This window comes from Sphingomonas psychrotolerans (assembly GCF_002796605.1).
Taxonomy (GTDB): Bacteria; Pseudomonadota; Alphaproteobacteria; order Sphingomonadales; family Sphingomonadaceae; genus Sphingomonas; species Sphingomonas psychrotolerans.
In genome coordinates, this window is the sequence record NZ_CP024923.1 from 4,065,360 (window position 1) to 4,090,258 (window position 24,899).

General features: G+C 67.1%; 27 protein-coding genes. 18 read left to right on the plus strand and 9 right to left on the minus strand.

Features of this window, described 5'->3' with window-relative positions:
* Positions 1-103: 103 nt before the first annotated feature.
* From CVN68_RS18575 to CVN68_RS18605, 7 genes are all read left to right on the plus strand, one after another.
* Complete coding sequence (locus CVN68_RS18575; RefSeq protein ID WP_100283513.1) at positions 104-826, plus strand: response regulator; 723 nt, start codon at positions 104-106, stop codon at positions 824-826.
* A complete protein-coding gene (locus CVN68_RS18580) occupies positions 823-2,151 on the plus strand; it encodes an ATP-binding protein (RefSeq protein WP_100283514.1) in 1,329 nt (442 codons plus the stop codon). The genes CVN68_RS18575 and CVN68_RS18580 overlap by 4 nt, the downstream gene beginning before the upstream one ends.
* A 93-nt stretch (positions 2,152-2,244) precedes the next feature.
* A complete protein-coding gene (locus CVN68_RS18585; RefSeq protein WP_100284527.1) occupies positions 2,245-3,360 on the plus strand; it encodes a Gfo/Idh/MocA family protein in 1,116 nt (371 codons plus the stop codon).
* Positions 3,360-4,703 (plus strand): GntT/GntP/DsdX family permease, encoded by a 1,344-nt coding sequence (locus CVN68_RS18590; RefSeq protein WP_100283515.1) that lies wholly within the window; start codon positions 3,360-3,362, stop codon positions 4,701-4,703. The genes CVN68_RS18585 and CVN68_RS18590 overlap by 1 nt, the downstream gene beginning before the upstream one ends.
* A gap of 10 nt (positions 4,704-4,713) precedes the next feature.
* Positions 4,714-5,730 (plus strand): SMP-30/gluconolactonase/LRE family protein, encoded by a 1,017-nt coding sequence (locus CVN68_RS18595; RefSeq protein WP_100283516.1) that lies wholly within the window; start codon positions 4,714-4,716, stop codon positions 5,728-5,730.
* Positions 5,731-5,759: 29 nt separating this feature from the next.
* Complete coding sequence (locus tag CVN68_RS18600) at positions 5,760-6,506, plus strand: NUDIX hydrolase (protein ID WP_100283517.1); 747 nt, start codon at positions 5,760-5,762, stop codon at positions 6,504-6,506.
* Positions 6,503-7,234, plus strand: coding sequence for an extensin-like domain-containing protein (locus CVN68_RS18605; RefSeq protein ID WP_100283518.1), 732 nt, complete (start codon positions 6,503-6,505; stop codon positions 7,232-7,234). Before CVN68_RS18600 ends, CVN68_RS18605 begins: the two co-directional genes overlap by 4 nt.
* Before the next feature lie 18 nt (positions 7,235-7,252).
* Here the strand turns inward: CVN68_RS18605 and CVN68_RS18610 are convergent, their stop codons facing one another.
* A complete protein-coding gene (locus CVN68_RS18610; RefSeq protein ID WP_100283519.1) occupies positions 7,253-7,804 on the minus strand; it encodes a hypothetical protein in 552 nt (183 codons plus the stop codon).
* Positions 7,805-8,251: 447 nt separating this feature from the next.
* Between CVN68_RS18610 and CVN68_RS18615 the strand changes: the two genes are divergently transcribed.
* Positions 8,252-8,824 carry a CHAP domain-containing protein gene (locus tag CVN68_RS18615; protein WP_100283520.1) on the plus strand — a complete coding sequence of 191 codons (573 nt, stop codon included), beginning with the start codon at positions 8,252-8,254 and terminating at the stop codon, positions 8,822-8,824.
* 34 nt (positions 8,825-8,858) lie between these two features.
* Here the strand turns inward: CVN68_RS18615 and msrB are convergent, their stop codons facing one another.
* From msrB to CVN68_RS18635, 4 genes are all read right to left on the minus strand, one after another.
* Positions 8,859-9,341 carry a peptide-methionine (R)-S-oxide reductase MsrB gene (gene msrB, locus CVN68_RS18620; RefSeq protein WP_100283521.1) on the minus strand — a complete coding sequence of 161 codons (483 nt, stop codon included), beginning with the start codon at positions 9,339-9,341 and terminating at the stop codon, positions 8,859-8,861.
* 185 nt (positions 9,342-9,526) lie between these two features.
* Positions 9,527-10,762: a cytochrome P450 gene (locus tag CVN68_RS18625; RefSeq protein ID WP_100283522.1), complete on the minus strand. Its 1,236-nt coding sequence runs from the start codon at positions 10,760-10,762 to the stop codon at positions 9,527-9,529.
* Between the two features lie 32 nt (positions 10,763-10,794).
* Positions 10,795-12,033, minus strand: a complete 1,239-nt coding sequence (locus CVN68_RS18630) for an ABC transporter permease (RefSeq protein WP_100283523.1) — start codon at positions 12,031-12,033, stop codon at positions 10,795-10,797.
* The gene (locus tag CVN68_RS18635; RefSeq protein WP_407695516.1) at positions 12,030-12,947 is read right to left on the minus strand and encodes an ABC transporter ATP-binding protein; all 918 of its coding nucleotides are present in this window, start codon (positions 12,945-12,947) and stop codon (positions 12,030-12,032) included. Before CVN68_RS18635 ends, CVN68_RS18630 begins: the two co-directional genes overlap by 4 nt.
* A gap of 39 nt (positions 12,948-12,986) precedes the next feature.
* Between CVN68_RS18635 and queG the strand changes: the two genes are divergently transcribed.
* Entirely contained in the window at positions 12,987-14,081 is a 1,095-nt protein-coding gene (queG, locus tag CVN68_RS18640) for a tRNA epoxyqueuosine(34) reductase QueG (protein WP_100283524.1), read from the plus strand.
* On the opposite strand, the gene CVN68_RS18645 is transcribed toward queG, so the two are convergent.
* Positions 14,058-14,441 carry a hypothetical protein gene (locus tag CVN68_RS18645; protein WP_100283525.1) on the minus strand — a complete coding sequence of 128 codons (384 nt, stop codon included), beginning with the start codon at positions 14,439-14,441 and terminating at the stop codon, positions 14,058-14,060. The genes queG and CVN68_RS18645 overlap by 24 nt on opposite strands.
* Positions 14,438-15,130, minus strand: a complete 693-nt coding sequence (locus CVN68_RS18650) for an EI24 domain-containing protein (RefSeq protein ID WP_100283526.1) — start codon at positions 15,128-15,130, stop codon at positions 14,438-14,440. Before CVN68_RS18650 ends, CVN68_RS18645 begins: the two co-directional genes overlap by 4 nt.
* Positions 15,131-15,188: 58 nt before the next feature.
* Here CVN68_RS18650 and CVN68_RS18655 point away from each other — a divergent pair, with 58 nt between their 5' ends.
* The 4 genes from CVN68_RS18655 to CVN68_RS18670 all read left to right on the plus strand — a co-directional run bounded on the left by CVN68_RS18655 (position 15,189) and on the right by CVN68_RS18670 (position 19,280).
* Positions 15,189-16,196: an adenosine kinase gene (locus CVN68_RS18655; RefSeq protein ID WP_100283527.1), complete on the plus strand. Its 1,008-nt coding sequence runs from the start codon at positions 15,189-15,191 to the stop codon at positions 16,194-16,196.
* A 221-nt stretch (positions 16,197-16,417) separates the two neighbouring features.
* A complete protein-coding gene (locus tag CVN68_RS18660; RefSeq protein WP_233503734.1) occupies positions 16,418-16,705 on the plus strand; it encodes a DUF3391 domain-containing protein in 288 nt (95 codons plus the stop codon).
* Positions 16,624-17,598 (plus strand): HD-GYP domain-containing protein, encoded by a 975-nt coding sequence (locus CVN68_RS18665; RefSeq protein ID WP_233503425.1) that lies wholly within the window; start codon positions 16,624-16,626, stop codon positions 17,596-17,598. Before CVN68_RS18660 ends, CVN68_RS18665 begins: the two co-directional genes overlap by 82 nt.
* 62 nt (positions 17,599-17,660) lie before the next feature.
* Positions 17,661-19,280: an NAD(P)/FAD-dependent oxidoreductase gene (locus CVN68_RS18670; RefSeq protein ID WP_100283530.1), complete on the plus strand. Its 1,620-nt coding sequence runs from the start codon at positions 17,661-17,663 to the stop codon at positions 19,278-19,280.
* Between the two features lie 16 nt (positions 19,281-19,296).
* Here CVN68_RS18670 and CVN68_RS18675 read toward each other — a convergent pair whose 3' ends face one another.
* A complete protein-coding gene (locus CVN68_RS18675) occupies positions 19,297-19,821 on the minus strand; it encodes a hypothetical protein (RefSeq protein ID WP_100283531.1) in 525 nt (174 codons plus the stop codon).
* 138 nt (positions 19,822-19,959) lie between these two features.
* On the opposite strand from CVN68_RS18675, the gene CVN68_RS18680 reads away from it, so the two are divergent.
* Positions 19,960-20,340, plus strand: a complete 381-nt coding sequence (locus CVN68_RS18680; RefSeq protein WP_100283532.1) for a ribonuclease HI — start codon at positions 19,960-19,962, stop codon at positions 20,338-20,340.
* Positions 20,337-20,876, plus strand: a complete 540-nt coding sequence (locus CVN68_RS18685; RefSeq protein ID WP_100283533.1) for a pseudouridine synthase — start codon at positions 20,337-20,339, stop codon at positions 20,874-20,876. The genes CVN68_RS18680 and CVN68_RS18685 overlap by 4 nt, the downstream gene beginning before the upstream one ends.
* A gap of 4 nt (positions 20,877-20,880) precedes the next feature.
* Here CVN68_RS18685 and purD read toward each other — a convergent pair whose 3' ends face one another.
* Positions 20,881-22,152 carry a phosphoribosylamine--glycine ligase gene (gene purD, locus CVN68_RS18690; protein WP_100283534.1) on the minus strand — a complete coding sequence of 424 codons (1,272 nt, stop codon included), beginning with the start codon at positions 22,150-22,152 and terminating at the stop codon, positions 20,881-20,883.
* Between purD and xseA the strand changes: the two genes are divergently transcribed.
* Genes xseA through CVN68_RS18705 form a run of 3 tightly spaced genes read left to right on the plus strand, consistent with a single transcriptional unit; the run spans position 22,151 to position 24,625 of the window.
* Positions 22,151-23,530, plus strand: a complete 1,380-nt coding sequence (xseA, locus tag CVN68_RS18695; protein WP_100283535.1) for an exodeoxyribonuclease VII large subunit — start codon at positions 22,151-22,153, stop codon at positions 23,528-23,530. The two genes, purD and xseA, sit on opposite strands and share 2 nt — an antisense overlap.
* 28 nt (positions 23,531-23,558) lie before the next feature.
* Positions 23,559-23,759 carry a DUF2093 domain-containing protein gene (locus CVN68_RS18700; protein WP_100283536.1) on the plus strand — a complete coding sequence of 67 codons (201 nt, stop codon included), beginning with the start codon at positions 23,559-23,561 and terminating at the stop codon, positions 23,757-23,759.
* The gene (locus tag CVN68_RS18705; protein ID WP_199560129.1) at positions 23,756-24,625 is read left to right on the plus strand and encodes a M23 family metallopeptidase; all 870 of its coding nucleotides are present in this window, start codon (positions 23,756-23,758) and stop codon (positions 24,623-24,625) included. The genes CVN68_RS18700 and CVN68_RS18705 overlap by 4 nt, the downstream gene beginning before the upstream one ends.
* Positions 24,626-24,899 lie beyond the last annotated feature (274 nt).

The following is a 24,899-nucleotide window of genomic DNA, read 5'->3' on the forward strand; positions in this document are numbered from 1 at the left end:
CGATGGCGGGGCCCGTCCCCGTCTTGGCCGGGTGCCGACAAGCCATTGCGCTCAATAGAAAAAATAGGGCAGCATTTCAGACACATCGCACCTACAATGGGATATGGCCAGCTTAGCCCAGACCCATGCCGATTCGGCGACGTTGCTCGTCGTGGACGACGATCACGACATTCGCCATCTCCTCGCCAACAGCCTCGGTGCGCATGGTTTCCGTGTCGAGACCGCGGCCGACACACGCGGCATGGATGAAGTGCTCGCGCGCACGCCGGTCGATTGCGTGATTCTCGACGTGATGATGCCCGGCGAGGACGGGCTTGCCGCCTGCCGCCGCATCGCGCGACGCGACGGACCCGAAATCATCCTGCTCAGCGCGCTCGGCGAGGAGCAGGATCGGATCCTCGGGCTCGAGGTCGGCGCGGGCCATTATCTGCCCAAGCCGTGCAGTCCGCGTGAAATCCTCGCCACCGTGCGTGCGGCGCTGCGCAAGCGCGGAATCGGCCCGGCGCCGGTGAGCGAGGTCTATGGCTTCGACGGGTGGCGGATCGATCTCGGCAGCCACGAGCTGTTCGATCCGAACGGCGTATTGGTCGGCCTCACCGACGGCGAGTTCGCGGTGCTACGCGTGTTCATCGAGCGGTCGCGCCGGGTGCTCACGCGCGAGGCATTGCTCCAGGCCGCGCGCGGACCCGATTCGGACGCCTATGATCGCGCGATCGACGTGCAGGTCAGCCGCCTGCGCCGCAAGCTGCGCGCCGGCGGCGACGAGATCATCCGTACCGTGCGCAACGAAGGCTATTTGTTCGTCCCGCGAGTCGCGCGCGCATGATCTCAGCCGGGAGCGCGGCGCGTTCGCCGCTGTTCCTGCGGATCTTCCTGTTGATGCTGGTCTGCGTCGCGGTGGTCCAGCTGATGAACCTGACGCTGCTGATCGCGGTCCAGACGCCGTCGGCCAAGCTCTATACGGTCGGGCAGGTCGTCCATGCGATGCACGGGCGCGATCCCGGTGGCGAATTGCAGGTCGAGCGACTCGCGGCGGTCGAGCCGGCGGCGTGGAACCCGCGCGGCGAGCGAATCGAGGCGGCGCTCGCCACTGCGCTCGGCGTTCCGGCGACATCGGTTCGCATTAGTTTCCCAACGCCGTTCCTGCAGCGCGAGCGGGTATTCCAGCGCACGGCGGTGCCGCGGCCCGCGCCGATCAGCCCCGCAGTGGCGCGCGATGTGATCCTGATCGGGGATTTCGCGGCAGCATGGCGCCAGCCTGACGGGCAGTGGCTCCGGGTCGAGCCGGTCGAGGGGTTCGAGGCGTGGCGCTGGTTCGTGCTGGCCTGGCTGATCGTTTCGGCCGTGGCGGTGGCGCCGTTCGCCTGGGCGCTCGCGCATCGCTTCGCCAGGCCGATCCGCGCCTTCGCCGCCGCCGCCGAGCGGCTGGGGCGCGATCCACGCGCGCCGCCGCTCGAGCTCGAGGGTCCCGGCGAGATCGCCGAAGCCGCAGCGGCGTTCAACACGATGCAGGCGCGGCTCAATCGCTATGTCGACGATCGCACCACGGTGATGAGCGCAGTCGCGCACGATCTGCGTACCCCGCTGATGCGGCTAGGTTTGCGGCTCGAGGCCGCGCCCGACGATCTGCGCCAGGCCTGCGAGGGCGATATCCGCGACATGCAGGGGCTGGTGTCGACGGCGCTCGCTTATGTCCGCGAGACCAGCCAGCCGCCGGTGCGCCGGCCGCTCGATCTGCGCTCGCTCGCCGAGACGGTGGTCGACGATCTCGCCGATCGCGGCGAGATCGTGACGCTCGCGCCGGGCGAACCCCTGGTCCTCAATGCCAATCCCGCGGCGATCAAGGCGATGGTGACCAATCTGGTGATGAACGCCGTCAAATATGCCGGCGGGGCCGAGGTGTCGCTGGCCCTGATCGACGGCCATGCCGTGCTCGACGTGCGCGATTCCGGACCCGGTATCCCGGCGGAAGATCTCGATCATGTCTTCGAACCCTTCTTCCGCGGCGAGCGCTCGCGCAATCGCGATACCGGCGGAGTCGGCCTCGGCCTGCCCAGCGCGCGGGCGGTGGCGCGCGCGCATGGCGGCGACGTCGCACTGGCCAACAGGGAGGGCGGCGGACTGATCGCCACGGTCCGCCTGCCGGTCTAGCGCGCGGGGGCGGCTATCGCGCATACGACCATGAGTGTCTTTCGCCTGCCGCCATCCTCATGATAGCGCTACCCTCGGAGAGAGGAGAGGATGATGAGGAACGGGCAAAGCCGTCGCGAAATCTTGGCCAGTTCGGGCGCCGCGTTGCTGGCGGCGACGCTGCCGGCGTGCGGCCGCGCGCAGGAGCCGCCGAAGCGCAAGCTCGGCTATGCGATCGTCGGGCTGGGCAGCTATGCCACCCGCCAGATCATGCCGCGGCTGAAGGATTGCGAATTCGCAAAGCTCACTGCTCTGGTCAGCGGCACGCCCGAGAAGCTTGAGCGCTTCGGCACCGAATATGGCATTCCGAAAACGCATCGCTACAGCTATGCCAATTACGACAGCATCCGCGACAATCCCGATATCGACCTGGTCTATGTCGTGCTGCCCAATTCCCTGCACGCCGAATATTCAATCCGCGCCAGCCAGGCGGGCAAGCACGTGCTGTGCGAAAAGCCGATGGCGGTGTCCTCGGCCGAATGCGAGGCGATGATCGCCGCGGCCAAAAAGGCCGGCAAGAAACTGATGATCGGTTATCGCAGCCATTTCGAGCCCTATAACCGCCACGGCATTTCGCTGGTGAAGAGCGGCTTTATCGGCCGCCCGCGGCTGATCACTTCCGAGCACGGCTTCAACGCCCAGCCCAATCAGTGGCGGCTCGATCGGCCGCTGTCGGGCGGCGGTTCGATGATGGACATCGGCATCTACAGCCTCAACGCCGCGCGCTATCTCGCGGGCGAGGAGCCGATCGAAGTCAGCGCGATGGAATCGACCGACCGCAGCGATCCCCGCTTCCGCAATGTCGAGGATCGGATAGACTGGCAGATGCGCTTCCCCTCGGGCGCGCTGGCCGCTTGCGTTTCGAGCTACAGCTCGAACCACAATGCATGGCGGGCGACCGGAACCGAAGGCTGGGTAGGGATGGAGCCTTCCACGCCTTATGACGGCCACCAGATGTGGACGCGCAAGAAGGGGAAGACCGAGCAGGTGACCTTGCCGGCGCCGGCCAAGAACCAGTTCGTCGCCCAGCTCGATCATCTCGCCGAATGCGCGATCAGCGGCCGCGAGCCGATCGTCGCGGGCGAAGAGGGGCTCAAGGACATGCGGCTGATCGAGGCGATCTATCGCGCCGCGCGCGAGGGCAAGACGATCCGGGTGGCGAAGGCCTGATGCCCGAGCCCTGGTACACTTTGGCGATCGTCGCCGCGAGCATCGCCGCGGTGATTTTCCTCGTCCTGCGTTTCAAGCTGCAGCCGTTCCTCGTGCTGCTGCTTGTCGCGCTAGTCACCGGGCTCGCATTTGGCGGCGAACCGCAGGCAGTGATCGCGGCGATCCGCAAGGGCACCGGCGAGGCGCTCGGCTTCGTGGCAGTGGTGATCGGGCTCGGTGCGGTGCTCGGCGGGCTGCTCGAGGCGAGCGGCGGCGTCAACGCCATCGCCCACCGCCTGCTCGACATGTTCGGCGAGAAGCGCGTGCCCTGGGCGCTGACCGCAGTGGGCATCGTGGTCGGCGTGCCGCTGTTCTTCGACGTGGCGTTCATCATCCTCGCGCCGTTGCTCGCCACCCTGGCTATCCGCGCCGAACGCCGGGTGACCTATTTCGCGCTGCCCTTGCTCGCCGGGCTGATGACGATGCACGCCTTGCTGCCGCCGCACCCGGGGCCAGTGGCCGTCGCCGAGCTGATCCATACCGATTACGGGCTGCTCGCTTTCTACGGGCTGATCTGCGGGATACCCTCGGCGCTGCTTGCGGGGCCGGTCTTCGCCAAGATGTTCCATGGCGCGCCCGGTTTCGGCGATCAGGCGCCGCCGCCGATGCTCGACGAAGGCGCGCCGCAGACCAACGCGATCGGCTTCCTGCCGGCTTTGCTGGCGATGCTGTTCCCGCTGGCCCTGATCCTGATCGCGGCGGTGGCGGGGCAGGCGATGGCGCCGGGGCCGGCCAAGACTTTCCTGCTGTTCCTCGGTCACCCCTTCACAGCACTGATGCTCGCCGCATTGTCGGTGACCGGCTGGCTGAGAGTGCGCGAGCGCGCGCCCTGGGCGACGCTGTCGAGCATCATGACCCGCGCGCTCGAGCCTGCCGGTCTGATGGTGCTGATCATCGGCGCGGGCGCGGCATACAAGGAAGTGCTGATCGAATCGGGGGCGGGGCAGCAGATCACCGCGCTGGTCACTGCCGCGCAAGTCTCGGTGCCGGTCTTCGCCTTCCTGCTCGCGGCGTTCGTCCGCATCGCGCAGGGATCCGCCACGGTCGCGATGGTGACCGCCGCGGGGCTTGCCGGGCCGCTGATCACCGCCGCGGCGCTCAGCCCCAGCCGGATCGCATTGGTGACGATCGCGATCGGCGGCGGCGCGACGATCGCCAGCCATGTCAACGACACCGGCTTCTGGCTGGTGAAGCAATATCTCGGGCTGACCGAGGCGCAGACCTTTCGCAGCTGGACGATCGGCGCGACGATCGCCGGTCTGACCAGCTTCGGAATCGCGCTGCTGATCTGGCCGTTCGTGTAAAGAGAGGGATATGACCATGGCCATCACGCGCCGCGCCGCGCTCACCGGAATCGCGGCGCTTCCCTTCGTCCCCATGCTCGCCCGCGCGGCGAACGTCGGCGGCATCACGCGCTTCGATTCCGCGCTCGATGCCGTAATCGACGTGAACACCCCGATCGAAGTGCTCGGCACCGGCTATCGATGGGCCGAGGGGCCGGTGTGGGTGAAGAAGGGCGGCTATCTGCTCTTCTCCGACGTTCCCGCCAACATCGCCTATCGATGGAAACAAGGGGGAGCGATCGCGCCGTTCCTCACCCCGTCGGGCCTGGCCGGGCCGATCCCCGCCGGCATCCGCGAGGCCGGATCGAACGGCATGACGGTCGATGCGCAGGGGCGGCTGATCATCGCCGATTCGGGGACACGCGCAGTCGTCGCGGTCGATCTCGCCAGCAAGCGCCGGACGATCCTCGCCGAGCGCTACGAAGGCAAGCGCTTCAACAGCTGCAACGACGTGGTGGCGGGCAAGAGCGGCGCGCTCTATTTCACCGATCCGCCTTACGGTCTCACCGAAGGCGACACCTCGCCGCTGAAGGAGCTGGCGTTCAACGGCGTGTTCCTGCGCACCGCCGACGGCAGGATCCGGGTGATCGACGAGACGCTCAAGCGGCCCAACGGCATCGCCCTTTGCCCCAAGAAGACCACGCTCTACGTCGCGATGTCCGACGAGGCGCGCCCGCAGATTCTGGCGTATCCGCTCGGCGCCGACGGGCTGCCGCGTACGGCCCCAACCGTCTTTCACGATTTCAGCGCGCCGCTCGCGCGCAAATTGCCCGGCCTGCCCGACGGGCTCAAGGTCGACAAAGCGGGCCGGCTGTTTGCCAGCGGCCCCGGCGGCATTTACCTGCTGTCGCCCGAAGGCAAGGCGCTGGGCCTGATCGCCACCGGCAAGGCGATCGCCAATTGCGCGTTCGGCGAGGACGGCAAGACGCTGTTCCTGACCTCAAGCGACATGCTCGCGCGCGTCCGCCTGAAGAGCCCGGGCTGGTGAAGCGGGGAATCGCCCCCTAGATCGGAGGCATGTCCGAACCCGAGGCGATTCCCGCGGCTACCGTGATCGTGATGCGCGAAGCCGAGGGCGGGCCGCCCGAGCTGCTGATCGTCGAGCGGGCGCGCGCGATGTCGTTCGCGGGCGGCGCGCTGGTATTCCCCGGCGGCCGCGTCGACCCCGGCGATCATGTGCTGGCAGCGACGATGGCCGGCGATCGGGACGATGTCGCCGGCCGGATCGCGGCAGTGCGCGAGACGATCGAGGAAGCCGGCGTCGCAGTGGGCGTGCGCATGCCGGCCGCCGCCATTCCCGATCTCCAGCGCCGGCTTTACGCCGGTGAAGCGATGGGGACGTTGCTCGACGAAGTCGGCGGCGCGCTCGATCTCGACGCGCTGGTGCCGTTCGCGCGCTGGCTGCCCGCCGGCGTCCACCACAAGGTGTTCGACACGCGCTTCTACCTCGCCCGCGCGCCGCAGGGCGCCGAGCCGGTGGTCGACGGCAACGAGAATGTCCGGGTGCTCTGGGCGTCGGCGCGCGCGGTGCTCGACGCCGCCGATCGCGGCGAGGCGACGATCATCTTCCCCACCCGCCGCAATCTCGAGCGGCTCGCGCTTTTCGCCAGCTTCGCCGATGCTGTCGCCGCTACGCGCGCGCTTCCGGTGCGCACGATCACGCCGTGGATCGAGACGCGCGACGACGGCGCGCATCTCTGCATCCCCGACGATCTCGGCTATCCGGTCACCGAGGAGCCGCTGGCGCGGGCAATCCGCGCATGAAAACGCTCCGTCAGGCGATCCTCGCCGTCGTGATCTTCGCTGTGCTGCTCCTCGTCTTTTTCGCGATCTACGCGACCGTCCGCAATCGCCCGCAGGATCTGCCCTGGACCCGGCTCGACCTCGGCCAGCCGATCGGCGCCTTCACCGGCCGCAAGCTCGCCGGACTGACCGACAATTTCGCCGAATGCCGGGCGCTGCTCCAGTCGGCGGGGGTGCGCTACACGATCCTGCCGACGGTCAAATCGGGCGAGCGATGCGGCTATGTCGACGGCTTGCGCTTCGCCCCCGGCGGCGCGCAGCGAATCGGCTTCAGTCCCGCGCGGCTGGGCGTCTCTTGCCCGGTCGCCGCCGGCCTCGCGATGTGGGAATGGAACGTCCTTCAGCCCGCCGCGCAGAAACATTTCGGCGCGCGGGTCGAGCGAGTCGAGCATCTCGGCAGCTATTCCTGCCGCCGTCTCTACGGCCGCAGCGCGGGCGACTGGAGCGAGCATGCCACCGCCGACGCGATCGACGTGGCGGGCTTCCGGCTTTCCGACGGTACCCACATCAGCGTGCTCGGCGATTGGGACAAGGGTGGAGAAAAGGCCGCGTTTCTGCGCGAGGTGCGCACCGGCGGGTGCAAATTGTTCTCGACGGTGCTTTCGCCCGATTACAATGCGGCGCACCGCGATCACTTGCACCTCGATCAGGCGACACGCGGAGAAATGGGGTGGCGGGCCTGCCGGTGAGGACAGACCCGTTCGAAGTTAGTTAGGCAGCGCCGCGGCGTCGACCTTTTCCACCCATTGCGGGAAGAAGGCCGGCTGACGGTTCGACCAGCCCGAGGCGGTCGCCGCGGCTTCGCTGATCGACTGGAGCAGCTTGCGCCGCAGATCCGGATGGAGGTGCGGCAGCGCCGCTGCCGCGCAGAAGGCGGCGGGCAGCCACGGACGCACCTCGGCGCCGACCAGCCGCTCATAGAGGAAGCGATAGGCCGAGAAGCTGGTCAGACGCCCTTGGCCGAGATCGAACGCCGAAACGGTGACCAGCGGTGCCATGAACGGCTCAACCGCGGCGAGGTCGCTATCGTCGGGCATCAGCGCGCGCAGCTCGGGGATGCGCTCGTACATGCGCGCCTGGGCGCGGATGCTCGCGGCTTCGACCACATCGCGCGACCAGCGCTCCATCGCGTCCTCGCGTTCGAGCCCGATGTCGAGCGCACGGCGCACATAGCGCTGCGTCGCTGCAGTGAACCCTGCAAATTCCTTCATTTCGGCCAGCGTCATGGCGCCCTCGGCCGGCTTCATTCTCGATGCCATCACCTAATACTCCCACCCCACTCATCCCCAGCGGTGATCATGCGGCAGAATGGTTAACGCGCCGCTTAATCAGCCGTTGGCTCCCATTCATTATAGGAATCGAAAAGGTGTTGCGGCGCAACATCGCTTGCGATGAGCCGAGTTTCGGCATCGTGGAAAACACCTAGACTGATGCCTTGGCGCAACAAAACTGCGCGGCGCATCCCGCGTTCCGCAACCCGACGGACTCCCGTCACGGGCGGATCCGGACCTTCAAACGCTGGCGAAATTAAGAGATTCTAAACCTCCGTACCTACGTAAAACCCGCTGATTTCCGCCGTTCTCGGGGTCGTTCCTTCGGCCCGTCGGTTCGCCGCAACGCTTCGTCGGATCGGCGCGCCGAGGGGGTGTACCGTCGTCCTATGATCAGGTTAGCAACTCTCAACCGCTTCCTGACCGGGGGGTCCAATGAATTTCCGTGTTTTCGCAGCGCGTTTTGCGCTGGTGGTGTCGTGCGCCCTGATGACTGCCGTGCCCGCCCAGGCGAAGAGCGCCTTCCTGCAGTGCGTCCCCTATGCGCGTCAGATCTCCGGCGTGAAGATCCACGGCAATGCCTGGACCTGGTGGGGTCAGGCCGCCGGTCGCTATGAGCGCGGCAACACCCCCAGGGTCGGCGCGGTGATGTCGTTCAAGAAGACCGCGAAGAACCGGTTCGGCCATGTCGCCATGGTCTCGCAGATCGTCAGCGACCGTGAAGTGCTGCTCAGCCACGCCAATTGGTCGCGCCGCGGCGGCATCGAGCGCGACGTCCGCGCAGTCGACGTGTCGGCGGCGGGCGACTGGAGCGAAGTCCGCGTGTGGTTCGCCCCGCTCGGCGGGCTCGGCACCTCGAGCTATCCGATCAACGGCTTCATCTATTCCGACGGCGCCGACGATGACGCATTCCAAGCACCGCAAATGGCTAACAAGGCCGACAAGGTGCTGGTCGCTTCGCTGACCCTCGACCTCAGCGATCTGCAGCCCGAAGCCGGCATCAACTGAGTTTGGCGCTCCTGCAGAAGCAGGAGCACTGAACTCAGGCTTTCGGTGTGAACGCCAGCGCCACGCCATTCATGCAGTAGCGCTTGCCGGTCGGCCGCGGTCCATCATCGAAGACGTGGCCGAGATGACCGCCGCAGCGCCGGCACAGCGCTTCGACGCGCGCCATTCCCAGCGAGCGATCGCTCTTGGTAATCACCGCATTGGGCAATGCCCTGTAGAAGCTCGGCCACCCCGTTCCGCTGTCGAATTTGGTCGACGAGGAGAACAGCGGCAGCCCGCATCCCGCGCAAGCGAACACCCCGGCGCGATGCTCCTTGTTGAGCGGGCTGGTTCCCGCAAACTCGGTCGCGCCCTGGCGCAGCGTGCGATAGGCGGCGGGACTCAGCCGCTTCTTCCACTCGGCATCGGTGAGGGTGAAGGCAAAGCGCTGTGCCGCTTCCGCGGGCACGCCGCCGCAAGCGGCGGTGGCGGCGCCGAGTGCGGCGACAGTGAGAAGCGTGCGGCGATCGGTTTGCATGGCAGAGATGTGGGAAGCCTGTGGCCCAGTTCCAACCGCTTCCCTCTCCCCTTGTGGGAGAGGGAGGGAGCCGACGAAGTCGGCGGAAGGGTGAGGGTGTGTGTGCCTCACCAGGCGGCCCCCTCATCCTTCCCACGCCTTCGGCGCGGGCCCCTTCCTTCTCCCACAAGGGGAGAAGGCGTTAGTCAATACCTGCTCAATTCCACCGGCATCTTCTTATATCCGTGCACAAAGCATGCGGCGACCCGCTCCGGCTCGCGCAGCACGTTCACCCGCAGCCGGCGCTTGGCCATCTCCTCGAGCAATATCCCGATCTGCAGCTCGGCGAGCCGCGCGCCGACGCAGCGATGGATGCCGTGGCCGAATGCGAGATGCCGCCGGGCATTCTCGCGGTCGACGATGATCTTGTCGGCATTGGGGAAGACGCTCTCGTCGCGATTGGCCGAGAGATACCAGAGCGCCAGTTTGTCGCCCGCCCGGATCTGTTGCCCTTCCAGTTCGCTGTCCTGCGTCGCGGTGCGGCGCATGTGGGCGAGCGGGGTCTGCCAGCGGATGATCTCCTGCACCGCGTTGGGGATCAGCCCCGGATTGGCCTCGAGCTTCGCGCGCTCGTCGGGGAATTGCTCGAGCCCCCAGGCGTAGGCGCTCATCGAATTGCGCGTCGTGTCGTTGCCGCCGACGATCAGCAGGATCAGATTCCCGAGGAACTCCATCTGATCCATGTGCGCCATCGCATCCGAATGGATCATCATCGATATCAGATCGGGAGTGGGCTCCTTGCCGATCTTGCCCTGCCACAGATTGCCGAAATAGGCGGCGCATTCGAACAGGATGGTCCGTCGCTCCTCCTTGCGCACCGGATCCTTGGCGATTTCGATGTCGCCTGCCCAATCGGACCAATAGGTCAGCAGCCGTCGCTCCTCCCATGGGAAGTCGAACAGGATCGCCAGCATCTGGGTGGTCAGCTCGATCGACACGGTATCGACCCAGTCGAATTCCTGCCCGACCGGGAGCGAATCGAGAATCTCGGCACTGCGGGTCCGGATATTCTCGTTCATCCGCACCATTTCCGAAGGCGTGAACGCCGGGGCGACGGTCCGCCGCTGGCCGGTATGTTTGGGCCGGTCCATCGCAATGAACATCGGCATCTTGATGTCGCCTTCCTTCAGGTCGGCGATAGTGATCCCGCCGGCTTCGGAGGAATAGAGATCGGGCAGCGATTCGACCTGGACGATCGGCTTGTACGACGAGACCGACCAATAGGGCCCGAAGCTGCTATGCTCGGTATAATATACCGGTGCCTTCTCGCGCAGCTCGCGGAACGGCGCCTGCCAGACGTCGTCGCGATAGAGCTCGGGACGGCTCATATCGAGCGGATCGACTGCGTCCCCCGAAATCGACTCGGTTGCCAGCGTCGCCATTCTGCCTCTCCTGCTTTGGGAAGAGGAGAACCTTAACTGACAGTTGTGTCAATAGCGCGGCGTTCCCCGCGTTTGCTCCGCTTCGGGCTGCCCGATTGGAGTACCCCGCGGCGGAACAGCCGTGCCGCCACGGTGACGGTGATCGCGACCCACAGCATTTGCCAGGCGAGCGCCAGCGCGTGCGGCCACAAAGCGGGCGAATTCGCCGCGTGCGCCGCCATTGCCAGTGGCGAGCTGAACGGGAAGATCTCCGCCGCGCGCGCCAGCCAGTCATCGGGGTGGCCGGCGGCATAAGAGGCAAAGCCGAACATCGCGAACTGGAAAATGGTGATCGGCAGCGACAGCATCTGGATCTCGCGCTGGGTGCCCGCAAGCGCGCCGGCGCCGAGGAACACCGCGCTCTGCAGCATGTATGCCATGGTGAAATAGACGACGAACAGCAGAGGAAAGATCGGTCCGATCGCGACGTTGAGGTTGCTCAACCCGTCGGCGACGGCGGGCGGCAGGAAGCGCGGCAAATTGGCGAAGAGCGTGCCCCAGAAGCACACGAACAGCAGGGCCGATCCGAACGCGCCGAGTAGCTTGCCAAAGAACACGCTCTCGAGCGGAATGGCGGCGGCGAGCACTTCGATCACCTTGTTCGACCGTTCCTCGGCCATCGCGCCGACCGCCTGGCCAGAGAGCATCAGCGTCAGGAAGAAGATGCCCAGCGCGGCGAAAAACGCAGTCTGGCTCCGCCCCCCGCTCGTCGCCTGTCCAGCGCCGACGACCTTGATCTCGGCGCGACTCAACTGCGCGCCGCCGCTCCGTTCGGCGCGCAGCGTATGCTCGGCCAACTGGGCGAGATAATTGGCGTCCGGGTCGCGTGCCGGTCGCCGCAGGATGATTGGCCGTTCGAGCGGTCCGTAGAGCACCGCGGTCACGTCATGTTGGCTGCTGTCGAGCAGTGCCTGCGCTTGTGCCGCAACGTGGTCGCCTGCGCCTTCGATCTGCAGCGTCGTCCACGACCTCGGCCCGGCGACGAGCTTGCGCAGCTGTTTGTCTGCGGCGGCGATCGCGCCGGCCCTGCCGGGCGCTGCGACGATCACGACGCGTTCGCGTTCCGCACTGCCCCCCGCCGCGCTCGACGCAGTCATACTGCCGACCAGCGCGAAGCCGATCATCAGCAAGGGGCTCAGCAGGAAGAGCAGGAAGGTAGGCGTCATCACCGTCGCCGTGAAGTCGCGGCGCGCGACGGTGAGCGCCTGGCGGAGCATGCGGGAGAATTTCATGCCGCTTGCTCCAGCGCTTCGGCGCCGACGATCTTGACGAACGCATCGTGCAGCCCCGGCCGCTCGATCGACAGCCCCGAAATCCCGTAGCCCGCATCGATCAGCCGGACGAGCAATGCCTCGATCCCCTCCGGGGGCACGGTGAAGCGCCAGCTCCCGTTCTTGCGCTCGGCGTCGGGCGGCAGCAGCGCGCCGGCGGTCTCGGCATGGTGGTGCGGGGTGTAATGCGCCTTGAGCGGCAGCAGTGCGCGGGCCTCGTCCACCGTTCCTTCGAACTTCACCACGCCCCCGGCGATGATCGACAGATAGTCGCACAGCCGTTCGGCATGGGCCATCACATGGGTCGAGAACAGGATCGTCGCGCCGCGGTCGCGCTGCGCCCGGATCAGCTTTTCCAGCCGTTCCTGATTGACGGGGTCGAGGCCAGAGAAAGGCTCGTCGAGAACGAGCAATTCGGGTTCGTGCACCACCGATCCGAGCAATTGGACAAGCTGCGCCATGCCTTTGGAGAGCTTGCGGATCTTGTCGTCGGCAGCGTGGCCAAGCCCGGCGGCTTCGAGCAGTTCGCCGGCGCGTTTGCGCCCGACGCGCCACGGCAACCCGCGCAGCGCGCCCATGAAGGCGATCGCCTCGCGGCACTTCATATTGGGATAGAGCCCGCGCTCTTCGGGCAGATAACCGACGCGGTCGCTCGCATCGCGCGGCGCATCGTGCCCGAGCAGCATGCGTTCGCCTTCGTCCGGCTCGATGATCCCGAGCAGCATGCGCAACGTCGTGGTCTTGCCGGCGCCATTGGGGCCGAGCACGCCGTAGATCAGCCCCCTGGGAACCGCGATGCTGACGCCGTCGACTGCCCGCCGGTCGCCGAAACGCTTGACGAGGCCGGTGGCGCTCACCGCCAGATCGCTGCTCAAACTAATGTCCTCCGTTGCGCTTCGTGGTAGCGGGTCCGCGTGCGCCAAGACAAGCCACTCGAACAAAGGATCCAGGAGAAGGCGGCCGAAATCGGCTTTGCCGCCTGCGGGGTCGCGCGTGCCGACGCGGCGCCGGCCGCGGGTGTGCGCCTGCGCCAATGGCTGGCCGAAGGCGCACACGGCTCGATGATCTGGATGGAGGAGCGCGCGCACCACCGGGAGAGCCCCGCCGCGCTCTGGTCCGAGGTGCGCAGCGTGATCGCGCTCGGCATGAGCTACGCGCCTGCGGTCGATCCGCTCGCGCTGGCGGGCGAAGGCGAGATCGGCCGGATCTCGGTCTATGCGCAGGGCGCCGACTATCACGACTTGATCAAGCGCAAATTGAAGGAGCTGGCGCGCTGGCTGGTCGGCGCGGCGCCGGGCGCGGACGTCAAGGTCTTCGTCGATACCGCGCCGGTGATGGAGAAGCCGCTGTCCGAAGCCGCGGGGCTCGGCTGGCAGGGCAAACACACCAATCTCGTCAGCCGCAGCCATGGCAGCTGGCTGTTCCTCGGCGCGATCTACACCACGCTCGATCTCGCGCCCGACCGCGCCCAGCATAGCACCTGCGGCAGCTGCGACGCGTGCCAGACGGCATGCCCGACCAATGCCTTTCCCGCGCCCTATCGCCTCGATGCGCGGCGCTGCATTTCGTATCTGACGATCGAGCACAAGGGGCCGATCCCGCTCGAATTCCGCGAGAATTTGGGCAACCGCATCTATGGCTGCGACGATTGCCTCGCGGTCTGCCCGTGGAACAAGTTCGCCGCCGCGGCGCAGGCGAACCTGGCCTTTGCGCCGCGCGCCGAGCTCACCGCGCCGGCGCTGGCGGACCTGTTGGCGCTCGACGATGCGGGTTTCCGTGAAGTCTTCGCCGGTTCGCCGATCAAGCGCATCGGCCGCGACCGCATGGTCCGCAATTGCCTGGTCGCGGCAGGGAACAGTGGCAGTGCGGCGTTGGTGCCGCCGGTCCGCGCATTGCTGGGCGATCCCGACGAGACGATCCGCGAGGCAGCCGAATGGGCGCTGGCGCGGCTTCAAAGCCCCTCCCCCTCAGGGGAGAGGATTGATTTAGCGGCCCGCCGGCTGCCGTAGCGCCAATGCTGCGACGCAGCTCGCCTGGTCGATCGGGCCGCCGTCGCGCTGGCGCGTGTCGAGATACGTCACCACCGGCTCGCCGCGCCCTTTCGCGGGATAGAGATAGGCGTCGAGCACGCAGATCGGCCCGGCGAACTGGAGCTTGCGCGCCGGTCCTTCGCTGGCATCCAGCGCGGGCGGGCCGAACTGCGCGATCAGACGCGGCGCGGTCTGCCCCTTCACGGCGACGGCGACGGCGCTCGTCGGGGCGGGCGCCGCGCTCGGCACGGCGACATAGGCTGCCGGCCGCGCGGCGGGGACGATCTCGCCACCGCATCCCGATAGCAGCAGCCCGCCCGCCAATACCCAGAACCTCATGTACCTCTCCCGCGGTGGAATGCATGCGTCGCCAGCGCCGCGCCGAGCACCGGCGCCAGCAGATTGACCAAAGGCACGAGGAACAAGCCCGTGCCGATCGCCCCCAGCGCGAAGCGGCGGAGCCGGGTGCCCTGCCGCCACTCGGCCAACTGCGCATAGGGCATATGCCGCGCCGCGACCATGTCGCCAAGATCTCGCCCGAGGAGCCACGCATTGACCGCGAAGAAAGCGAGCGCGGTGCCGACCCCGGTGATGAGCAGTATCAGGTATAGCGGTGAGAGCAGCAAATTATAGCCGATCGTCCGCACCGCGGAGCCCACGCCCATCGTGATCGATCGCCCCAACGGCACGTCGCGCGCGGCGGCATGGGCGTGCGGATAGTGTTTCGCCTCAACCGCGGCGACGACTTCATCCGCGAAGATTCCCACCACTGCCACTGCGACCGCGCGGAACAGCAGCCACCAGCCGAGCGCGAGCAGTAGCAGGGTCGCGACATCGGCGAGCACGCCCGCATTGCTGCCGAGCCCCATCCATTCGTTCGCGAAGCCCGCCAGCCGGTCCATCGCGACCCAGAGGCCGAATCCAAACCCGACGAAGAGCAGCAGGGTCAGCGCCAGCGACTTGACCAGCACACGCAAAATCTGCCGGTCGAACAATTGGCCGAGCGCGAGGAGAAGACCGTGGATCATTGCGCTATGCTTTGGCCCCCACTAGGGCGTCCGCGCAACCCTGTCGGAGCTTTCCACCTTGACCATTACGCATGACGTCGTCGCGATCGGCAACGCTATCGTCGACATCCTCGCCCAGGCCGAAGACAGCTTCATCGAGGAGATCGGCGTCGCCAAGGGGTCGATGCAGCTGATGTTCTCGCCCGAAGAGGCCGACACGCTTTATGCGAAGATGGGGCCCGGCCGCGAAGTTTCGGGCGGCTCGGCGGCGAACACCGTCGCGGGGATCGCGGCACTCGGCGGCAAGTGCGCGTTCATTGGCCAGGTCGCCGACGACCAGCTCGGCACCGTATTCGCACACGACATCCGCGCCGCCGGCGTCGACTTCGACACCGCGGTGCGTGCCGGCCAGCCGACCACCGCGCGCTGCCTGATCTTCGTCACGCCCGACGGCCAGCGCACGATGAACACCTTCCTCGGGGCGTCGCAATTCCTGCCCGCCGCCGCGCTCGACGAACAACTGATCGCCGGCGGCGCGATCCTCTATCTCGAAGGCTATCTGTGGGATCCCGAAGAGCCGCGCGCAGCGATGCGCAAGGCGATCGACATCGCCCGCGCCAACGGGCGCAAGGTGGCTTTCACCCTGTCCGACGTGTTCTGCATCTCGCGCCACGGCGATGACTTCCGCAAGTTGATCGAGGATGGCCTGATCGACATCCTGTTCGCCAACGAGAGCGAGCTGCTCGCATTGTGCGAACTTGAGGATTTCGAGTCGGCGGTCCAGCACATTCACGGAAAGGTGCCGCTGCTCGTCGTCACGCGCAGCGAGCAGGGCGCAATGGCGCTGCAGGGTTCGGAGCGCGTCGAAGTCCCTGCCGAGCCGATCGCCAGGCTGGTCGACACCACCGGCGCCGGCGACATGTTCGCCGCCGGCTTCCTGTTCGGCCAGGCACAGGGCCGGGGGCTCGAGGAGTCGCTGCGACTCGGCGCGATCTGCGCCGCCGAGATCATCCAGCATTACGGCGCGCGCGCCGAAGCCGATCTTAAGAAGCTGGCGCACGAATCGGCGAATCGCGCCGCCGGCTGACGGACGAATGGGCAATTCCCCTCCCGCAAGCGGGAGGGGAGCGCACTCGGCTCGCCTGGGCCAAGGTCAAAGAGGCAGCCCTGATGGTTGCGCGGAACTCTCAGACAAATCGCGCACCTTAAGTTCTGCGTAACCTGGCGCATGGTAGCCCGGCTGCGGGGAAGATTTTGCCGAGGCCCGACTTGCTGCGACGGATACCGCCCAGCCAGGTGAAGATGGGGATGTACATCCACGGGTTCGACGGCTCGTGGTTCAGCCATCCCTTCTGGCGCACACGCTTCCTGCTCGAGCGGCCGGAAGATCTCGCCGCCGTGCTCGCCAGCGAGGTGTCGGCGGTGGTGATCGATGTCGAGCGCGGCCTTGCGCCATCCGTGCCCGCGCCAGGCTCCGCCCCCGCGCATCACTTCGTCCCGCACCTCCGGCGACCGTGCCGGTCGTACCCCGCGACACCGCCAAAGCCGATCGCGAGTGTGCGAAGAAGACGATTGCGCAGGCGAAGCGGGTCGTGAAGGGCATCTACGACGGCGCCCGGTCGGGTCGGCCGATCGATGCCGAGGCTGCGACTTCGGTGGCCGAGGACATATCGAACGCCGTCGATCGCAACCCCGCGATGTTCATCGACATGGCGCGGCTCAAGTCGAAGGACGAATATACCTATCTCCATTCGGTTTCGGTCTGCGCGCTGATGGTCAATCTCGCGCGACAGCTTGCCCTCGGAGAGCCGACCGTGCGGTCGATGGGTCTCGCCGGCCTGCTCCACGATGTCGGCAAGATGAGTGTCCCCGACACGATCCTCAACAAGCCCGGCCGCCTCAACGAAGCCGAGTTCGCGCTGATCCGCGCGCACCCGCAACAGGGCCACGCCATGCTCGAAAAGGGCGAGGGCATCACCCAGGAAGTGCTCGACGTCAGCCTGCTCCATCACGAAAAGATCGACGGCTCGGGCTATCCCTTTGGCCTCAAGGGGAACGCGATCAGTCTCGCCGCGCGGATGGGCGCGATCTGCGACGTCTATGACGCGCTCACTTCGGACCGGGCCTACAAGCAAGGCTGGACGCCGCTGCGCACCGCGACCGAGATGTACGGCTGGGAAGGGCATTTCGATCGCGAGCTGCTGTTCAAATTCTTCCGCAGCATCGGGGTCGTTCCTCCGGGCCTGCTGGTCCGGATGCGTTCGAATCGCCTCGGTATCGTGCTGCCCGACGGCGCGAAAGAGACGCGGAGCAAGGTCCGCATCTTCCACTGCGCGCTCGGCCGCGCCCCGCTCACGCTGGAGGACGTCTTTTTGTCCGGCTCGGGCGGCAGCGACCATATCGTCGGTGAGGAAGACCCGGTCCGCTGGGGTTTCGACTGGCAGGCGCTTTCCAAAAAACTGATCGCGGGCGGGGCCCTGCGCGCCTGAGGCGCCTTTGCCCAAGCCGTGCCTCGGTGGCGCCGGGCCCCGCCACTCGCTAAGGCGCCCTGATGTTGCGCATCACCGAACTGACGCTGCCGCTCCACCATCCGGAGGAGGCGCTGCCCGCCGCGATTTGCCGGCGGCTGCGCATCACGCCGCGCGAGCTCGTCCGCCATGTCATCGCGCGCCGCGCCAGTGATGCGCGCGACAAGACCGACATCCAGCTTGTCTATTCGGTCGACGTGAACGTCAGGGACGAGGCGGCGGTGCTCGCCCGCTTCCGCAAGGATCGGGGCGTCCAGCGCACGCCCGACACCCGCTATCAGTTCGTGGCGAAGGCGCCCGAGAGCGGCGTCTCGCTGCGCCCGGTGGTGATCGGCGCGGGGCCGTGCGGATTGTTCGCCGGGCTGATCCTCGCCCAGATGGGGTTCCGCCCGATCATCCTCGATCGCGGCAAGGTCGTGCGCGAACGGACCAAGGATACCTGGGGGCTGTGGCGGCGCAGCGTGCTCAATCCCGAAAGCAACGTCCAGTTCGGCGAGGGCGGCGCGGGCACCTTTTCCGACGGCAAGCTCTACAGCCGGATCAAGGATTCGCGCCATCTCGACCGCAAGGTGCTCACGGAGTTCGTCAAGGCCGGCGCCCCGCCCGAGATCCTCACCGAGGCGCATCCGCATATCGGCACCTTCCGCCTCGTGACGATGGTCGAGAGCATGCGCGAGACGATCGAGCAATTGGGCGGCGAATATCGCTTCTCCACCCGCGTCGACGGGCTCGACATCGCGACCGACGCCGAGGGCAAGCGCCGGGTCCGCGGCCTCCACCTCCACACCGGCGACACGCTCGAGGCCGATCATGTCGTGCTGGCGATCGGGCACAGCGCGCGCGACACCTTCGCGATGCTTCACGCAGCGGGGGTATATGTCGAGGCCAAGCCTTTCGCGATCGGGGTGCGGATCGAGCACCCGCAATCGTGGATCGACAAGGCCCGCTTCGGCGCCGATGCCGGCAATTCGATCCTCGGCGCCGCCGAATATCATATCTCGCATCACTGCAAGAACGGCCGCACGGTCTACAGCTTCTGCATGTGCCCGGGCGGCACGGTGGTCGCGGCGACGTCGGAGGAAGGCCGCGTCGCGACCAACGGCATGAGCCAATATTCGCGCAACGAGCGTAACGCCAATTCGGGCCTGGTGGTCGCGATCGATCCGGCGCGTGATTATCCCGGCGATCCGCTCGCCGGCATTGCGCTGCAACGCCATTGGGAATCCGCCGCTTATGTCGCCGGCGGGTCGAGCTACAAGGCGCCCGCCCAGCGGCTCGGCGATTTCCTCGCCGGACGGCCGTCGGAAAGCCTGGGCAGCGTCGTCCCGTCCTACCGCCCGGGCGTGCACCCGACCGACCTCGCGCAGTGCCTGCCCGATTTCGCAGTGGCGGCGATGCGCGAGGCACTGCCGGTCTTTGGCCGTCAGATCCCGGGCTATGATCATCCCGACGTGGTGATGACCGGCGTCGAGACGCGCACCTCGTCGCCGGTGCGCTTCACCCGCGGCGACGACTTTCAGAGCCTGAACACCGCGGGGCTGTTCCCCGCCGGTGAGGGGGCGGGCTATGCTGGCGGCATCCTCTCCGCCTCGGTGGACGGGATCAAGGTCGCCGAAGCCGTGGCGCGGAGCATCGTCGGCTGAGGGTGGAGAGCGCTCGTCACTCTACCTCGCCGAGATTGAGATCAACGATCCTTCCTATGAGATCGTCGTCGAGGTTCATGATCGCCTCAGCGACTCTATGGTGACCCTTGGCTACGGCCTGCGCCGATAGCGCGGACAGGAGCATGGGTTCGTCCCAATCTTCGTGCCGATGCACTGCGACGCACTCGTTCAGGCGAGATAGGGCTTGCGTATAGGCCGTATCGGTGTGCGCCGGGACTTGCGGCCCACGCCCATTGTTTCGAGCGATTTCGATTGCCGCGGGTAGCTGAAAGAAGCTGAAATCGACGGGTTCCATCGCGGAGAAGGCAATTTTTACGATATGCGGCACGGCCGCGTAAGAGGCGTCGAATACATCGCCTTGATGGCATAGGCTTGACCAGAGGGTGAACCACGGTTCCTTTTCATGGTCGCCCGCCGGCCCCGGCGCATGCGCGAGCTGACGAATTAGTTCTGGAGTGTCGGCAGCACTTCCGTACGCATGCGTTAAGGTCGACCAACGTGGATCATCAAGTTCGAGCATTGGCCAAGCTAACCGCCGGTGCGAGCGTCCGCTAGGGGGCGGTAACGGTTTCGCGCCAATCAGCGGGCAGGTTCGGGCGGAGGACAGGATTCCGCCCGGTCGGTTGCGCTCGCCCGTGCGCTGGATAAAGGCATCCGGATGCCGTCACGCCTGAAAATCTTCTTCGATGGCGGCTGCCGTCCCAATCCGGGGGCGATCGAGATCGCAGTCGTCGCGGGGGGGCGGACGACCATCCTGCGCGATCTTGGCAACGGAACGAGCAGCGATGCCGAGTGGCTCGCCTTGATTCAGGCGCTGACGATCGCCCGATCGCTCGATGCCGCGGACTTCGTCCTGATCGGCGATACCGCCGATGTGGTTGCGAAGGCCAATGGCACGGTGAAATGTCGCGGCGTCGATATTCGCCATCTCGAGCGGTTTCGCGCGTTGGCGTCCGCCGCAGGCCGACCGCGGGTGCGCCATATCAAGCGGTCGCAAAATCTCGCCGGGATCGCGCTCGCAAGGCTGCGCCGCCGATGACGTTGGTCCTGTTCAACAAGCCCTATGGCGTGCTGTGTCAATTCACTGACGAGAGCGCGGGGCCGAAGCGGCCTACCTTGGCGGACTTCATCAAGATGCCGGAGGTTTATCCGGCGGGAAGGCTCGATCTCGACAGCGAGGGCCTGCTGCTGCTCACCGACGATGGCCGGGTGCAGGCGCGGATCGCCGATCCGAAGTTCAAGCTGCCCAAATCCTATCTCGTGCAGGTCGAGGGCGAGGTGACCGAGACCGGCCTCGCGGCGCTGCGGCACGGCGTCCGGCTGAAGGACGGCATGACTCGCCCGGCCGAGGCCGAGCGCATCGCCGCTCCCGCGCTCTGGCCGCGCGATCCGCCGGTGCGCTTCCGCAAGACGGTGCCCGATTGCTGGCTCAGGCTGACGATACGCGAAGGGCGAAACCGGCAGGTGCGCCGGATGACCGCCGCGATCGGCCACCCGACCTTGCGACTGGTGCGATGGAGCATCGGCGACTGGACGCTCGACGGGATCAAGCCGGGAGAATGCCGGCTCGCTTGAGCTGCTAGCCGGCCGCGCCCTCGCGCGCCACCTCCCGCCAGCCGATGTCGCGGCGGCAAAAGCCGGTGGCGAAGTCGATCGCGTCCACCGCGCGATAGGCCGCCGCCTGCGCTGCGCGCACCGAATTCCCCTGCGCCGTCACCGTCAGCACGCGCCCGCCGCTCGCCACCAGCGTATCGCCCTGCTTGCGGGTGCCGGCATGGAACACCTTCGCACCGGTCGCCTCGGCCGCGCCGATTCCGCGGATGGCGCCGCCGGCCTCGGGCGTGCCGGGATAGCCGTTCGCCGCCATCACCACGGTCAGCGCCGTGTCCGCCGAGAAAGCGGGGTCCGCCCGGCCGGCAAGCTCGCTTTTCGCCGTCGCGACCATCAGCTCCAGCAAATCGTCTTCGAAGCGCAGCATAAGCACCTGGCATTCGGGATCGCCGAAGCGGGCATTATACTCGATCAGCTTCGGCCCCTCTGCCGTCAGCATCAGCCCCGCGTAGAGCACCCCCGAATAGGGTGTCCCCATCCGCGCCAGTGCCTCGACCGTCGGACGGACGATCGTGTCGATCGCACGCCGCTCGAGCTCCGGGGTGAGCACCGGGGCGGGGCTGTAGGCGCCCATGCCGCCGGTGTTGGGCCCGATGTCGCTCTCGCCGAGGCGTTTATGGTCCTGCGCGGATCCGAATGGCAGCAAAGTGGTGCCGTCGGTCAGCACGAACAGGCTGGCTTCCTCGCCTTCGAGGAACTCCTCGATCACTGCGCTGCCGCCGGGCACTGCGAAGATCCCCCGGATCGCCTCTTCGGCCTCCTCGCGAGTCATCGCCACCGTCACGCCCTTGCCCGCGGCGAGCCCATCGGCCTTGACCACCACCGGCAACGTGAAATCGCCGAGCGCCGCCAGCCCGCCATCGCGGCTCTCGACCCGGACATAGCCCGCGGTCGGGATGTTCTCGCGCGCGCACAGATCCTTGGTGAAGCCCTTCGACCCTTCGAGCTGCGCCGCGGCCTTGTTGGGGCCGAACACGGGGATCCCCATGGTACGCAGATTGTCGCCGAGCCCCTCGACCAGAGGCGCCTCTGGCCCGATCACCACGAAGCCTATCGAGTGGCGCAGGCAGAAATCGATCACCGCGCGGTGATCCGAAAGCGCGAGTTCGGCCAGCTCGGCATGCTCGGCTATTCCCGGATTGCCCGGCGCGGCGTAGAGCTTCGTGAGGAGCGGCGATTGCGCCAGTTTCCATGCGAGCGCATGCTCGCGGCCTCCCGAACCCAGCAACAGGACGTTCATGCCCGACCCCTTTTCCGATACGTCATCCGGCCGGCTGGTAGCCGAGCAAATGCCGGGGGACAACGCGCCTGCCATGAGCGTCAGCGAGCTCTCCTCGGCGCTCAAGCGGATGGTCGAGGGCGAGTTCGGCCATGTCCGGCTGCGCGGCGAGATTTCGGGGTGGAAGCGCGCCGCCTCGGGCCATGCCTATCTGTGCCTCAAGGACGCCGATGCCGTGATCGACGGCGTGATCTGGCGCGGCGCGGCCGCGGCTCTGCCCTTCGCGGCGCAGGACGGGATCGAAGTGATCGCGACGGGCAAGCTCACCATTTATCCGGGCCGCTCCAAATATCAGATCGTCATCGAGCGGATGGAGCTTGCCGGCGAAGGCGCGCTGATGGCGCTGTTCGAGAAATTGAAGGCGAAGCTGGCCGGCGAGGGACTGTTCGACGCCGCGCGCAAGAAGCCGTTGCCGCATATGCCGCGGACGATCGGGGTGGTGACTTCGCCCACCGGCGCCGTGATCCGCGACATCCTCCACCGGCTCGGCGATCGTTTCCCGAGCCACGTCCTCGTCTGGCCGGTCAAGGTGCAGGGGGAGGGGGCGGCCGCCGAGGTCGCGGCGGCAGTGCAGGGCTTCAACGCGCTGCCCGAGGACGGCCCGATCCGCCGTCCCGACCTGCTGATCGTCGCGCGCGGCGGCGGCTCGATCGAGGATTTGTGGGCGTTCAACGAAGAGATAGCGGTCAGAGCGGTCGCCAACAGCGACATTCCGGTGATCTCCGCGGTGGGGCACGAGACCGATACCAGCCTGTGCGATTTCGCCGCCGATCTGCGCGCGCCGACGCCGACCGCCGCCGCCGAGATCGCGGTGCCGGTGCTCGCCGACGTGCGCCACACCGTCGCGACGCTCGCCCACCGCACCGAACGCTGCGTCCGCCGCTATCACGAGCGCGCCGGCGAGCGGCTCGCGGCTTTGGTCCGCGTGCTCCCGCGCCGTGACGCGCTGCTCGGCCCCCAGCGCCAGAAGATGGACGATCTGGCCGGCCGGCTCGATCGCGCGCTCGAGCGCCGCGTCACGCTTGCGCGGGCCCGGCTCGATCGCGATGCCGGGGCGCTGCGGCCGGCGGTGCTCGATCAACTCATCGCCACTGCGAAGCATCGCTTCGAAGGGGCCTCGCGCCTGCTCGACAGCGTCAATCCGGACAATCTGCTCGAGCGCGGCTATGTCCGCGTCGGCGCCAAGGCGAGCGGAAAGGTCGTCACCACCGTCGCCGAGGCGCAGGCGGCGGGGGCGATTACGCTCCAGTTCAGGGACGGCCCGGTAGACGCCCGGGTTGAGCGAGCCGCCGGCAAATCCTACACTGCCGTCAAACCCGAGCAGCCGAGCCTGCTATGAACCCGATACGTGACGAGGAAGCGCCGCCATGCTGATGTCCAACACCGCCCGCGCCGCGAAGCTGCACTATATGGCCAACGGCTTCCGCGTTCTCGCGCCCGGCGATCATGTCGTCTGCGCAGTCAGCGGCGACCGCATTCCGCTCGACATCCTGCGCTATTGGAGCGTCGAGCGTCAGGAGCCCTATGCCGCCGCCGAACATGCGGCCACGGCGCTGCACGGCAAATGAAGCGTTGGCGGCTCGCGATCGCCGCGCTGGCGACCGGTCTGCTCTGCACCAATGCGCAGGGCAACGGGAGCCCGCAAAGCGCGGCGGCCGCGACCCAGCGGGATCGCTTCGGCCTTGTCGGGCAAATGGTGCAAGGCGGTCTCGCGACCGGCACTGCGCCGCGCGGAACGACCTTGCTCAGCCTGAACGGTGCGCCCGTGGCGATCGCCGCTGATCGCCGCTTCCTGATCGCGTTCGATCGCGATGCCACGCCGACTGCGGTCCTCGCGGCCCGGCTCGCCAATGGCAGCGAAGTGCGCCAGACGCTCGCGATTGCGCCGCGCGCATGGGACATCTCGCGCCTGAACACGCTGCCCAAATATCCGGTGCCGCGCACCGAGTTCGATCGGGTGCGCCCCGCCGAACTGGCCCGGATCAATGCCGCGCGCGCGATGCGAAGCGATTCGCAAGGCTGGCGTCAGAGCTTCCTGTGGCCGGTGACCGGTCGCATCTCCACTCTGTTCGGCTCGCAGCGCATCTATCGCGGCGAGCCCGGGGCCTATCATTCGGGGATCGACATCGCGCGCCCGACAGGAACCGTCGTGCTCGCGCCGGCCGACGGTGTTGTGGTGCTCGCCGCCGCCACGCCGTTTACGCTGGAGGGCAATTTGCTGATGATCGATCACGGCATGGGCCTGAACACCGCTTTCATGCATCTCTCCCGCATCGACGTGAAGCTCGGCCAACAGGTGCGGCGCGGCCAGCCGGTAGGTGCGGTGGGGCGCACCGGCCGCGCGACCGGGCCGCATCTGCACTGGAGCCTGAAGTGGCGCGACGCGCGGATCGACCCGCTGCTCGTCGCCGGACCCATGCCGGCGGCGGATTGAGCGGCATCGCCGGGTGCGGTGCAACATAATTTTTGTGCTCCAGGCGATGTTGCCGCGCAACATTCGAACCCATTCTGTGGCTTTTCGGTTACACGCTTCAAGAAGGCGGCGGGCCGAGCCCAATGCCTGCTTTACACTAGCAAAGCGCCGCTTCATCCCACCTCCAAGCTCTGATTATTGCACGTGCACAGCGCGGCATGCGGAGCGGGGAGACACGCCGACCGCCGGTCCAGGGACCCGGTCGGAAGTTAAGCGAGGGATCAGCACGAAGAAA